General features: G+C 65.9%; 9 protein-coding genes. 7 read left to right on the plus strand and 2 right to left on the minus strand.

Annotation, left to right across the window (positions count from 1 at the left end; genetic code table 11):
- Position 1: 1 nt before the first annotated feature.
- Positions 2-2,473, minus strand: a complete 2,472-nt coding sequence (locus tag DIE06_RS32465) for a type VI secretion system Vgr family protein (RefSeq protein ID WP_124664930.1) — start codon at positions 2,471-2,473, stop codon at positions 2-4.
- A gap of 423 nt (positions 2,474-2,896) precedes the next feature.
- A complete protein-coding gene (locus DIE06_RS32470; protein WP_124664931.1) occupies positions 2,897-3,859 on the minus strand; it encodes a D-glycerate dehydrogenase in 963 nt (320 codons plus the stop codon).
- 313 nt (positions 3,860-4,172) lie between these two features.
- Between DIE06_RS32470 and DIE06_RS32475 the strand changes: the two genes are divergently transcribed.
- The 7 genes from DIE06_RS32475 to DIE06_RS32505 all read left to right on the plus strand — a co-directional run.
- Positions 4,173-4,931: an SDR family oxidoreductase gene (locus DIE06_RS32475; RefSeq protein ID WP_124664932.1), complete on the plus strand. Its 759-nt coding sequence runs from the start codon at positions 4,173-4,175 to the stop codon at positions 4,929-4,931.
- Positions 4,932-5,027: 96 nt separating this feature from the next.
- Positions 5,028-6,314, plus strand: a complete 1,287-nt coding sequence (locus DIE06_RS32480) for an MFS transporter (protein ID WP_124664943.1) — start codon at positions 5,028-5,030, stop codon at positions 6,312-6,314.
- Between the two features lie 52 nt (positions 6,315-6,366).
- On the plus strand, positions 6,367-6,759 hold the full coding sequence (locus DIE06_RS32485) for a VOC family protein (protein ID WP_124664933.1): 393 nt from the start codon (positions 6,367-6,369) through the stop codon (positions 6,757-6,759).
- 60 nt (positions 6,760-6,819) lie between these two features.
- Positions 6,820-8,067 carry a citrate/2-methylcitrate synthase gene (locus tag DIE06_RS32490; RefSeq protein ID WP_124664934.1) on the plus strand — a complete coding sequence of 416 codons (1,248 nt, stop codon included), beginning with the start codon at positions 6,820-6,822 and terminating at the stop codon, positions 8,065-8,067.
- Positions 8,068-8,546: 479 nt separating this feature from the next.
- A complete protein-coding gene (locus tag DIE06_RS32495) occupies positions 8,547-10,748 on the plus strand; it encodes a type I secretion system permease/ATPase (RefSeq protein ID WP_124664935.1) in 2,202 nt (733 codons plus the stop codon).
- Positions 10,732-12,156: an HlyD family type I secretion periplasmic adaptor subunit gene (locus tag DIE06_RS32500; RefSeq protein WP_124664936.1), complete on the plus strand. Its 1,425-nt coding sequence runs from the start codon at positions 10,732-10,734 to the stop codon at positions 12,154-12,156. The genes DIE06_RS32495 and DIE06_RS32500 overlap by 17 nt, the downstream gene beginning before the upstream one ends.
- Positions 12,157-12,278: 122 nt before the next feature.
- Positions 12,279-13,411: Ig-like domain-containing protein (locus tag DIE06_RS32505; protein WP_260433847.1), on the plus strand; the 1,133-nt coding region annotated here is incomplete at its 3' end.

The raw sequence follows: 13,411 nt of genomic DNA on the forward strand, positions 1-13,411 counted from the left end.
CTCATGTCAGTGCGACCGATGCTTGGCCAGCCTGGGCGGCACCACTTGCAACTTGTTCACACAGATCATTGCCGGGAAACTTGGCCGGCACGCTTTCCGGTCCCACCGTATCGTGGCTGCCGGCGTGAATCTTGTTCTCGCCGGGCGTGTAGCCCACGATGCCCTTCGCACTGACCTCAAGCTGACTGTTTCCTGCAGTCAAGCGTATCCCCTGTTTTGCGGTGATGTTGATCCAGTCCGTCGTGCTGATGATCGCAACGACCTTCTTGGCCAGCAGTTCCAGTTCGTCGTTTTCCGCGTGCACCTGCACCTTGCCGCTCGCGGCGATCAGCTTCATGCCCATCTTGTGCACAAACAGCGAGAACCTGTCGGAGACGCTGGCGAAAAACGACTTCCCGGTCGCAACCGACATGCTGTCACCGGCCGTGACAGCCACGTGCTGACCGCCCGTCACGTGCGCCGTCGCGGGCGTCGTGACGGCGATGCCGGCCGCACCCGCCAGCAGCAGATGCGCTTCGTTGAGCTCCGGGAAGTCGCCCTTGTCGCTGCTGCCCGTCGCACCGGCGCCCTGAATGCCGTCCACCTGAGACTTCAACGCGTCAGCGATAGGCGTCTGGCCCGAACCGCTGTCCTGCGCCTGATACTGCTGCGCGAGTTTGCCAAGTTGCCCGTGTAACGTTTGCGCTTTGGTCAACCGCGATGCCGGTTCGCTCACGTCAGAGAGGTGCCCATGGGCCGCAGGACGCACCTCGGTGCTGATCACCATGCCCTTGCCGGTGCGGATCGCACCGACCTCATCGGTGCGTAGTTCGAAACCCTCTCCCCGAGCGTCCTTGCGTCCCTGCCAGTCCTCGATGCGGGTGATCTTGCCGAGCGAGAGCTGGCTGGCCGCATGGTCGGACCGGAGCTGCGCCTGAATGGCGTTCGCCGTATCGTCGAAAATCAGGTGATTGCTGCGGCCCGACGATGCGTTGCCGTCCGCGCCGGTCAGTTCCCGGCTACGGATGCCCATCAGCGCATGCTCGTCCGGCAGCTTCCACGACGGCACGTTGCGCGCGTTCATCACGCGGCCCGTGATGATCGGGTGGTCCGGATTGCCATCGAGCCATTGCACGATCACTTCGGAACCGATGCGGGGTAATGCCGCCATCCCCTGGCCACCGCCAGCCCAACCGCTCGCGACTCGCACCCATGTCGAGTACTTGCCGTCGCGATCCCAATGGAATTGAACCAGGACGCGACCGTGTTCGTCGGTATGAATACTCGTACCGGATTGGCCAACAACCGTCGCTGTCTGCGGCGCGAGAATCTTCGTGTCGACGCTGTTGAAGCCGCGTCCGGGCCGCCACGGCGTAGCCTTGGGGATGCACGTGAACTCGTTGCGGTATTCCGCCAGCACACCCGTGTCCTGCAGATAGTTGTTGGTCGCCGCGTGCCGGACCGAGACGATCAGGTATTCATCGTCGCTCTGATCGCGGCTCAGCGCCGAGCCGTAACGGTCGGTGAGCCGGAACCAGCGGCCCGGCTGCACGAAGCGATTATTGCCCTTCGCGTCGAAGCGCTTGATCGTCGCTTCGATTTCCTCCATCCGGCGATTGGCGATCTGATACCCGTGTTCCATGTTTCGATAACCGTACGCACCGGCGTACTCGTTCCATTCGAGTTGCGGCAGCGTGGCTTCGGGGCTCAACAGGCTCGTTTGAACGTGGGTCGGCGTCGGGCTCTTGAAGTCGAAACGGGACAGTTCCGCGTGCGTCGACGTGGTCTGCTGGAACGGGGACCAGCTCAGAATGCTGTCCGACTCCTCTGCCCCCATGCCGTTGTGGAAGCGGATTTCGTGCGCCTTGCCGTCGATCGCGGGCGCGGGACGCGTCGGATCGGAGACGGTCAGCTTGTGCGACGTGACCGTGTGCTCGTACCAGTACAGATAGCCCGCATGTTCCCAGCGCCGATGAACGTAGTTGTGGTCGTCTTCGTCGAACTGACAGGCCATCGTCATGCGGGGATCGTCCTCGCCGACCTGCCACGCCCAGTCGGGCAGTACGCCGTAGTCCTGGAAAACCGTTGCCGTCTGATCGTGGAGGTTCTGATCGAGGAACAAGCGATTGTGTTGACCGTACTTCAGGTAGCGCACCCACGGGCCGACATGTGCTTCATAAAAAACCCATCCGCCATCGGTACGAATGTGTCTAAATGCAAAGACATGACCATTGAAATATTGTCGACTGCCATCACCCCTGAGCAGTTCGATCGTCGTGCGTTTGCCGATGAAGTCCTTCGGGTCGAGATGGTCGTTATCCGACAGAATTTCGATCTTGTACGCAAAATCCTTCGATAGCGCTTCAATCGCCTCGAATGCGTTCGGTAGCAGGATCTTGTAGGGCGCGTTGTCGTCCGGAAAGGTAAGCTGTACCTGCCGGTTGTGCTGCGGCCCCAGCGCAAGGTCTCTCAGGGCTTGTGCCGTGTTCTGCATTGTTTTTGGTTATCCGGCGATCCGGCCGCGAAAATGTCGCTGGAGCCGCCCGTGGGCCCTGGAGCACGCTAAAAAGGGGCGCATCAAATGTGGGCTGCTGATGCCCCTGGCGTGCTGCCATAACTTTGGAGATATACCACAAAGCCGGGAATAGGCCCACGGGTGGGCGTGCCGGGGATGTTCAAGATCGTTGCGCTGCGAAGCGTCGCACATGAAGTATGCGATTGAGCGCAAGGCTCCAGACGGATCGTGCCAGAAGCCCTGCGAGAGAACGGGCCGATTGGTGCGTTGCCACCAACCGGCGTATTCGAAACGCGCATTCGCGGGGCGCGGCCTCTGCATCAGACTCGCTGCTGACCAAACGACACGCGTTCATTACGTGCCGAAGTTTGTCGCCGGCCCAATGCACGGCTGCGCTGGCCTTCACAGCGCGTTCGGCGCCACCCTCCCGTCCAGCACCGCCGCGACGTTTTCGAGTGCGGTAAAACCCATCTGGTCGCGCGTCTCGATCGTCGCGCTGGCCATGTGCGGCGACAGGAACACATTGTCGAGCGTGGCGAAGCGCGGATCGATGTCGGGCTCGTTGCGATAGACGTCGAGCCCCGCGCCAAACAGCCGCCGCGACGTCAACGCATCGTACAGCGCATCTTCGTCGACGAGACTCCCGCGCGCCGCGTTGACGAACACCGCACCGTCGCGCATCAAACCGAACTCGCGGCGCGTCATCAGCGGCGTGCCGCCGCCCGGCACGTGCAGCGTGAGGATGTCGCACTGCGGCAGCAGCGTGTCGAGATCCGCGCAATAGCGCGCGCCCGCCTCGATCTCGGGCGGAGCCGGCCGCCGGTCGGTATAGACGATCTTCATCCCGAACCCGCGTGCGCGCTGCGCGACCGCGCGGCCGATCCGGCCGAAACCGACGATCCCGAGCGTCTTGCCGTTCACACGGGTGCCGAGCATGTCGGTCATGCCGAACGACTTGCCCCACCCCGCGCGCACGATGCGCTCGTACTCCGATGCACGCCGGCACGCGGCCAGAACGAGCAGCATCGTGAAATCGGCCGTGCAATCGGTCAGCGCGTCGGGCGCATTGCTGACCACGATTCCGCGTGCGTGCGCGGCGGCCACATCCATGTGGTCGTAGCCTGCACTCGCGTTCGCGATGATCTTCACGCTCGGCGGCAATGCCGCGATGTGCTCGGCCTGCAACCCCGATTTCTTGCCGATCAGCACCGCCGGTGTTTCGTAGCGGTTGCAGAACGCGACGACGGACGGCGCGTCCATGTCGGCATCCGTCACGTACGCATGGAATTCGGCTTCGGCACGTGCGGCCACGGCCGCGGGAACCCGTCGCGCTACCAGCAGGCGGGGGAGATGGTTGTCAGGCATGGTCTCGTCCTTGGGTCGGAAAACGGAGCACAGCCTACGAAGCGCACTCGGCGCGGGTCAATATTGATTGATTCAATCAACGTGTCGGCGCGGCATCGGTCATCTGCTTGCAGGGCCGCTTCGGTCGCGTCACCCGCTGCGCCCTCCGCCGTGAAGACCGCGTGAACGACGTGCCCGCGAACTCAGGAAAACCCTGACGCCGCCCCGTCGCGACAGGGCGGTTGATATTGATTGAAAGAATCAAGATTGCTGGGGAACCGTCACCGCGCAATGCTTTTTGCATGTTCAACGGACTGAAGACGAGGTCGTGAAAATGCAGGCACGGAAAAAAATCGCGGCAGTGACGGGCGCCGGCACCGGAATCGGCCAGGCGGCAGCCGTCGCGCTGGCGCGAGCCGGCTTCAGCGTGGCATTGCTCGGCAGGCGCATCGAGCCGCTGCTGGCGACGAAGGAGATCATCGGGCAGGCCGGCGGGGTGGCCAAAGCGATCCCGACCGACGTCGCCGACGAGGCATCGGTGGATGCGAGCTTCGCACGGATCGAGCGCGAGTTCGGGCACCTCGACGTGCTGTTCAACAACGCCGGCCGCAACGCGGGCGCCGTGCCGCTCGACGACTACTCGCTCGAATTCTGGAACGACGTGGTCGCGACCAACCTGACGGGCGTCTTCCTCTGCGCACGCGCCGCGTGGCGCCAGATGAAGCGCCAGACGCCGCAAGGCGGCCGCATCATCAACAACGGTTCGATTTCGGCGCACACGCCGCGCCCGAACACGATCGCGTACACGGCCACGAAGCATGCCGTCCTCGGCATCACGCGCTCGCTCGCGCTCGACGGCCGGCCGTTCAACATCGCGTGCGGCCAGATCGACATCGGCAACGCCGCCACGTCGCTGACCGAGCGCATGAACGGCGGCGTGCTGCAGGCCGACGGCCGCGTCGCGCCCGAGCCGCGCGTCGACGTCGCGCACGTCGCGGACGCCATCGTGCAGATGGCGAGCCTCCCGCTCGACGCCAACATTCTGAACATGACGATCATGGCAACCGCGATGCCCTTCGTCGGGCGCGGCTGACCGGACGCTCGCCGGCGCACATGACAACCACGCGCCGGCCCACCCATCAGGAGACAGGAGACGACATTGAAAACCGCAGAAGAACAGGTTTCGATCATGAGCGAGTTCGACTCGCACGCGGGCGTCGCCAGAAGATCGCGAGTGCGCTACGGCGTGCTGTCGATGCTGCTGGTGGCGACCATCCTCAACTACGTCGACCGCTCGGCGCTCGGCATCGTCGCACCGGCCCTGTCGAAGGACCTCGCCCTCACCCGCGTCCAGATGGGCGAACTGTTCGCCGTGTTCGGCCTGGCCTACTCGATCGCGCTGCTGCCGGCGGGCGCGCTCGCCGACCTGCTCGGCTCGCGCGTCGCCTATGCGCTGTCGCTGGTCGGCTGGTCGCTGGCGACGCTGACGCAGGGGCTCGCGCACGGCTACCACATGCTGCTCGGCTCGCGTCTCGCGATGGGCGCGCTGGAGGCGCCGGCCTTCCCGTCGAACGCCCGCGCGGTGACGATGTGGTTCCCGGTGCAGGAGCGCGGCTTCGCGACGAGCGTCTACGTGATGGGCCAGTACATCGGCACGCCGCTCTTCACCGGGCTGCTGCTGTGGATCTCGTCGGCATTCGGCTGGCGCGCCGTGTTCTTCGCGACCGGCGGCTTCGGCATCCTGTTCAGCGTCGTCTGGTACCGGCTCTATCGCGATCCGTCGCGGCATCGCAGCGTCAACGCGGCCGAGCTGCAGTACATCACCGAGGGGCGTCCGGTCGTGACCGCACGCGATCGTTTCGACTGGCGGATGGCGCTGCGCCTGCTCGGCTACCGGCAGATCCTCGCGATCTGTCTCGGCAAGTTCTGCAACAACACGCTGCTGGTGTTCTTCACGACCTGGTTCATGACCTACCTCGTCGAGGAACGGCACATGTCGATGATCAAGGTCGGCTTGTTCCAGGCAATGCCGTTCATCGGCGCGACGCTGGGGATCCTGATCGCCGGCTACCTGTCCGATCTCTGCATCCGGCGCGGCGCGTCGATGTCGTCGTCCCGCAAGGCGCCGCTCGTGATCGGCACTTTCCTCGGCGCGTCGATCGTGCTCGTCAACTTCGTGCACTCGAACGCGCTGGTGATCGCGATCCTGACCGTCGCGTTCTTCGCGCAGGGGATCGGCTCGATGTCCTGGGCGGCGGTATCCGAGATCGCGCCGAAACGCTATGTCGGGCTCACCAGCAGCATCACGAGCCTCGCGGCCAATATCGCGGCCGTCACCACACCGCTGATGATCGGCTACGTGACCCAGCACACCGGCAGCTTCTTCTGGGCGCTGAACCTGATGGGCGCGATCTGCCTCGCCGGCACGCTGTCGTACTCCGTGCTGCTCGGCAAGCTGTCGCGCATCGAGCTCTGACCCCGCTCACCCCCTGCCGCTCCGGCGGCTCCCCCTCATCCAGCCGACGACCATGATCGAATTCAAATGGGATCACCTGCAACTCTGCTCGGCTGACGCCGAGGCCACCGCCGCGTGGTTCGCGCGCTGCCTGAACGCCGAAGTGGTGCGGCGCCCCGGCCGCGTCGACCTGCGGATCGGCACCATCAACCTGTTCATCACGGCCCTGCCCGACGCGCGATCGGCCGCCGTGCCCGACGGCGCCCGCGTGCAAGGCATCGATCACTTCGGCGTGCTGGTCGACGATCTCGATGCCGCGTACGCGCACCTGGTCGAGCACGGCGCCGAGATCGTCCAGCCCGTGACGCGCATCCGTGCCGGCGTGCGCGGGTGTTTCGTGCGCGCGCCTGGCGAGATTCTCGTCGAGGTGCTCGAGCGGCGTCCGGCCGAGATGACATTCAGCTGAACCCGGTCTATAGTCGGCGCGAGCGGCCGGACACCGGCCGCGCCCTCATCACGACTCCCCATGCACAACTGGATCACCCTGACGGAAGCCGCGCGGCGGCTCGGCGTGCGGGCGCAGACCGTCTACGCGTATGCGAGCCGCGGCAGCATCGCCGTGATGCAGGATCCCGACGATCCGCGCAAGAGCCTGTATCGCGCCGAGGACGTAATCGCGCTGTGCCGCAAGAAACAGGTCGGCCGCAAGCGTGCGGCGCTGGCGGCGAGCACGATCTTCGGTGCCGAGCCTTGTATCTACAGCGGTATCACCACCTTCTCCAAGGGCCGTGCGTGGTATCGCGGCCGCGACAGCATTCAACTGTCGGACACCGCCACGCTCGAGGAAACGGCCGCGCTGCTCTGGCAGGCCACCGTGCCCGTGTCGTTCGACACGCCCGCGGTCGCAATGCCGGCCGGCGATCGCGATCGCCAGTGCGCGTTCACGATGCTGGCCACGTTGGCGGCACACGGCCACTCGACGCTCGGCCGGCTCGACAGCGCGCTGCATACCGAGGCCGGTCAACTCGTCGCGATCGTCGCGCGCGCGTTCGGCGCGCATGACGACGCCGATGCATGCCCGCGCTGGACCCATCAGCGGCTCGCAGCCGGCTGGGGCCTCGACCACCATGGCGCGGATCTGCTGCGCCGCGCGATGGTGCTGGTCGCCGATCACGAGATCACGAGTTCGGCGTTCGCCGCGCGCATCACCGCATCGACCGGCGCGTCGCTCGCGGGCTGCCTGCTGACCGGACTCGCGACACTGTCGGGGCCGCTGCACGGCGACGCATCGGGACGCGTGCGCGCGGTCTTCGACGACGTGGAACGGCTCGGCGCCGAGCACGTGACCGATCATCACCTGAAGTCCGCGATCCCGATTCCCGGTTTCGGCCATCATCTTTACCCGGATGGCGATCCGCGCGCGGCCGCGTTGCTCGCGCGGCTCGATCCGCCGGCGGAACTGGCACGCTTCATCGACAAGGTCACGACACTGACTGGCCAGCGGCCGACCATCGATGTTGCGCTCGCGATGCTGTCGGTGCAGCTTCGGTTGCCGCGCGACGCGGCTTTCGGATTGTTCGCGATCGCGCGCAGCGTCGGGCTGCTGGCCCACTGCATCGAACAGCTGCGCGTGGCCAAGGTGATCCGGCCGCGCAGCCGCTATACCGGGCCGGCGCTCGACGAACGGCATCTGCGCACCGAGGCCGAGGACGACGGCAAACTGCCGAAAGCCGGCGTGATCGAGAAGAATCGGGTGTTCAAGGTTGTGGATTGATTGCAGCGACGAGGTCTTTCGACCGGTCACTGTTCGGCTCACCCGCGATACGCCCCTAAAACCCAACGTTTCACGACTGAAACATTTTCGATACCGGATCCGGCCCCGCGCCGGCCGCGTTTCCGCATGTGCCGTCGCGTGCGCCGCTTCTCCCGCGCGCCCTTGCCGCTGCATCGGCACGAAAGCGCACAGCGCTCGCGCAGACGAAACGTATCAGACCTGAAACCAAATCAGCATTCGGGCCCCGCTGTCGCCCGCGACACGCCTCCTTCCCGCCGCCACACGTGCCAGTCGCCGCATCTGGCCCGCTCCTTGCTGTTGCTCCGACGCACACACAAGCAGTCGCACCAAGCGACAAACAGCACATAAACAAAATCGGGGTGAGCGATGAGCAAGACGGAGCGCTTGATGGCCGGAATGTGCGCGCGCGGCGCGTTGCCGCGGCGGTCGAGCCGTCACCAGGCCGGCGGCGCGCTGTAATGCAGGCCGCCACTACGCAAGCCGCCGCCGCGGCTGGGGAGCCGTGCGCCGCGCACGGCTGGAATCTGCCGCACGGATCGGGTATCGAAGACGATCCGCTGCTCGGCTGCCTGCTCGTGCTGACGCGGCTGTTCGACCGGCCGGTGGGTGTGGACACGCTCGTGGCAGGCCTGCCGCTCGCCGGCCGGCGCCTGACGCCGGCACTGTTCGTGCGCGCCGCGGCGCGCGCCGGCCTCTCGGCCAAACTGGCCCGGCGCGCGCTGCGCGACATCCCGGATGCGGTCCTGCCCGCGGTGCTGTTGCTCGACGACGGGCAAGCCTGCGTGCTGGTTCGCCGCAACGCGTGCGGCACCCTGCAGGTGATCCTCCCTGAAACGGGCATCGGCGAGGAAGCCGTCGACGCGGCCGAACTCGCGCGACGCCATGCCGGCCATGTGTTGTTCGCGCGCCCGGCCCACCGGTTCGATGCGCGCGACGCGGAAAGCGTCGTGCCGCGCCCGCGGCACTGGTTCTGGGGCGTGGTCGCGCAATCGTGGCCGATCTATGCCGAAGTGATGCTTGCGTCGACGCTGGTCAACCTGTTCGCGCTGGCGATGCCGCTGTTCACGATGAACGTTTACGACCGTGTCGTGCCGAACCGGGCGCTCGAGACACTGTGGGCGTTGGCGGCCGGCATCGCGCTGGTAATCGTGTTCGACGTGGTGATGCGCACGTTGCGCGGCTATTTCATCGACGTGGCCGGCAAGAAGATCGACGTGATCCTGTCGGCGAACCTGTACGAGAAGGTGCTCGGCATCCGGATGGCGGCGCGGCCGCCGTCCGTCGGCGGGTTTGCATCGCAGATCCAGGAATTCGAAGCGGTGCGCGAATTCCTCACGTCGGCGACGGCGGCAGCGCTGATCGACCTGCCCTTTTCGATCGTGTTCGTCGCAGCGATGTTCTGGGTCGGCGGCGGGCTCGGCTGGCTGCCGCTGCTGGCGTTGCCGCTCGTGATCGGCGCGGGCATCGCCGTGCAGGGGCCGCTCGCGCGGGCCGTGCAGGCCAGCCAGCGCCACGCGAGCCAGCGCCAGGCCCTGCTGATCGAAACGCTGGTCGGGCTCGAGACGATCAAGGTCAACAGCGCGGAAGGACCGATGCAGGCGCGCTGGGAGCAGCTGCTTGGCGAGATCGCGCGGCTCGGACTCAAGTCGCGTCTGCTGTCGGGCTGCGCGGTCAATTTCGCGATGTTCGCGCAGCAGGCGGCCTATCTCGCGGTGGTCCTGTGCGGCGTGTACATGATCGGCGACGACCGGCTCACGACCGGCGGACTGATCGCCTGCACGATCTTTACCGGCCGCGCGCTCGCGCCGATGGGCCAGGTGGCGTCGCTGCTGACCCGCTACCACCAGTCGCGCAGCGCGCTGGCGTCGATCGACGGCGTGATGAGCCTGCCCGGCGAGCGTCCGCCCGAGCAGCACTTCGTCCATCGGCCGGCACTGCGCGGCGAGATCGAATTCCGCAACGTCAGCTTCGCATACCCGGGCCAGAGCGGCGTCTCGCTCGACGGCGTGTCGTTCCGCATCGCCGCGGGCGAGCGCGTCGGCATCATCGGGCGCGTCGGCTCGGGCAAGACCACGATCGAAAAACTCGTCCTCGGGCTCTACCCTCCTGCATCCGGCAACGTGCTGATCGACGGCGTCGAGCTGCGTCAGTACGACCCTGCCGCGCTGCGGCGCGGGATCGGTCATGTACCGCAGGACGTGATGCTGTTCAACGGCACCGTGCGCGACAACATCGTGCTGGGCACGCCGGGCGCAGACGACGACGCCGTGCTGCGCGCCGCGCAGGTCGCCGGCGTCGCGGACTTCGTCAACCGTTTGCCGAACGGCTTCGATCTCGCGGTGGGCGAGCGCGGCGAAGCGTTGTCCGGTGGGCAGCGCCAGGCCGTCGCGATCGCCCGCGCGATGCTGCTGTCGCCGCCGGTGCTGTTGCTCGACGAGCCCAGCAGCGCGATGGACAACCGCTCCGAAGAGCTGTTCAAGGCACGTCTGTCGGTCCAGCTCACCGGCCGCACGCTGCTGCTCGTCACGCACCGTCCGTCGCTGCTCACGCTCGTCGATCGCCTGATCGTGATGGAACAGGGCCGCGTCGTCGCCGACGGCCCGAAGAACCAGGTTCTCGCGGCTCTTGCAGGGAGAAAGCTCCATGTCGCTGCTGGCTGAACCCGACGGCGCCGGCGCGCCGACGACGACGCGCATCGCCGCGCTCAAGGCGCTGCGCGGGCGAATCGGCGCCGCGCTGAAGCCGCGCACCGACGATACCGCGTTCATGCGCGAACGCTGCGCGGCCGCGCTGGAGGGGCCGCGCTACTTCACTCACTGGATCCTCTGGGCGACGCTCGCGTTCTTCGTCGTCGCCCTCGTGTGGGCCGCGTTCGCCGAAGTCGACGAAGTCACCGTCGGGGAAGGCAAGGTGATCCCGTCCAGCCGCGTGCAGGTGGTGCAGAACCTCGAGGGCGGGATCGTCTCCGAGATCATGGTGCGCGTTGGCCAGGTCGTGCAGAAAGGCCAGCCGCTGATGCGCATCGACGATACGCGGTTCACGTCGTCGTACAAGGAAGGACAGGCGAAGGATGCCGCACTCCTTGCCCGCATCGCGCGCCTCAGCGCCGAAGCGAACGGCACCGCATTCGTCGTGCCCGATCGCCTGGCACGGACGAACCCGGGCCTGCTGAACGAGGAACGCTCGTTGTTCGAGTCCCGTCAGCGCGAATTGCAGGCCAATCTCGACGTGCTCAGGCAACAGGCCGACCAGCACCGTCAGGAACTCGCGGAGAAGCGCTCGCGCGAGGCACAGCTGCAGCACAGCTACGGGCTCGTCGCGAAGGAACTGGCGTTGACGAGCCCGCTCGTGGAAAAAGGCGCGGTATCCGACGTCGAGGTGCTACGGCTCGAACGGCAGGCGACCGACATGAAGGGCGACCTCGATGCGACGCGGCTCGCGATGCCGCGGCTGGAAGCCGCCTATCGCGAGGCGCGCCAGAAAATCGACGAAACGACCGCGCATTTTCGCGCCGACGCGATGAAGGAACTGAACCTCGCACGCGCGGATCAATCGGCGCTGAGTGCGGCCAACGTCGCGCTCGAGGACCGCGTCACGCGCACGCTGGTGCGCGCACCGCTGAAGGGGATGGTCAAGCAGATCAAGATCAACACCGTGGGCGGCGTGATCCAGCCGGGAATGGACCTGCTGGAGATCGTGCCGCTCGACGACACGCTTTTGATCGAGGCACGCGTGCGACCGTCGGACATCGCATTCCTGCATCCGGGGCAGGACGCGACGGTCAAGCTGTCCGCGTACGACTTCTCGATCTATGGCGGCTTTCCCGCCGTCGTCGAGGATATCAGCGCCGACACGATCGTGCCGGACCGTCCGGGCGAGAAACCGGACAGCTATTACCGCGTACTGGTGCGGACCCGGCAAAGCAAGCCGAGCGGCCGGAGCCAGCCGGTCGCGATCGTGCCGGGCATGATCGCGACCGTCGACATCCGCACCGGACGCCGGACCGTACTGCATTACCTGCTCAAGCCCGTCATCAAGACCAAGGAAATGGCATTGCGCGAGCGCTGACACGAGAACCGATTTGCAGTTCATCGGGCATGCGCCGCATCGGGTAGCGCAGCGCCCGCATCAAAACATGACAGGACGGGGAGCACGACATGGCGACGACTTCAAGCGGAACCACGGTTTCCATGAGCAATACGCCGCAGGCAACGAACGACGTGTTTACGTCGGCTCAGACGGGGCTCACGGACAATACGCTCACCACCGTTTACCTGAACGTGATGGCGAACGATCTCGGCGGGGCCGCCAAGACGCTCTACTCGCTCGACTCCGGCACCGAAACCACCGTCGCGCTCGAACAAACCGCGTTGCTGACGCAGGATACGGGCCGGGCGGAATCGGTGAGCGCGGATTTCAGCGCGCACGGCGCGCATATCTGGATCACGTCGGACGGCAAGGTCGGGTATGACGCGAGCCACCTCGACGCATCGTGGCTGTCGAACAGCTTCAATACGCTTGGCTACGCGCAGGACAGCTTCACGTACGCGATCCGGCTGGGCAACGGTACGCTGAGTTGGGCAACGGCCTATGTCGATATTGCGCCGCCCGCCCCTGTCGTCGCGCTGGCACATGACAGCGGGATCTCGGCCACCGACAGCATCACATCCGACGGTACGCTGTCGGTCGGCGGGGTGGCGCACGGCGCGACCGTTCAGTACAGCACCGACAACGGCGCACACTGGAACACGAGTTTCAGCGCGGTCGAAGGAACGAATAACGTACTGGTGCGGCAGATCGATGTGACTGGCAACGCGTCGTGCGTATGTTCGTGCTCTTTCACGCTGGATACGACGGCCGGGACAGCACCTGGGGTGGCGCTGGCGGTCGATTCGGGCAGCAGTGCTGGCGATCACATCACCAACGTCGGCACGCTCAATGTCACTGGCGTCGAAACGGGTGCCACCGTGCAGTACAGCGTCGACAACGGCGCACATTGGAGCGCCAGCTTCAGCGCGGTTGAAGGGTTGAACAACGTGCAGGTCCGGCAGGTCGACGTCGCGGGCAATACATCGTCGGCTACGTCGTTCAGCTTCACGCTCGATACGTCGGCCGCTGCACCCAGCGTCGCGCTGACCACCGACTCCGGTAGCAGCGCCACCGACCACGTCACCAACGTCGGTACGTTGAATCTCACCGGCATCGAAACCGGCGCCACCGTGCAGTACAGCATCGATGGCGGTTCGCATTGGAACACCAGCTTCAGCGCGGTCGAAGGGCTGAACAACGTGCAGGTCCGGCAGGTCGACGTCGCGGGCAATAC

Origin of the sequence: Burkholderia sp. Bp8998, from assembly GCF_003854235.1 — a bacterium.
In the GTDB taxonomy this organism is placed as follows: Bacteria; Pseudomonadota; Gammaproteobacteria; order Burkholderiales; family Burkholderiaceae; genus Burkholderia.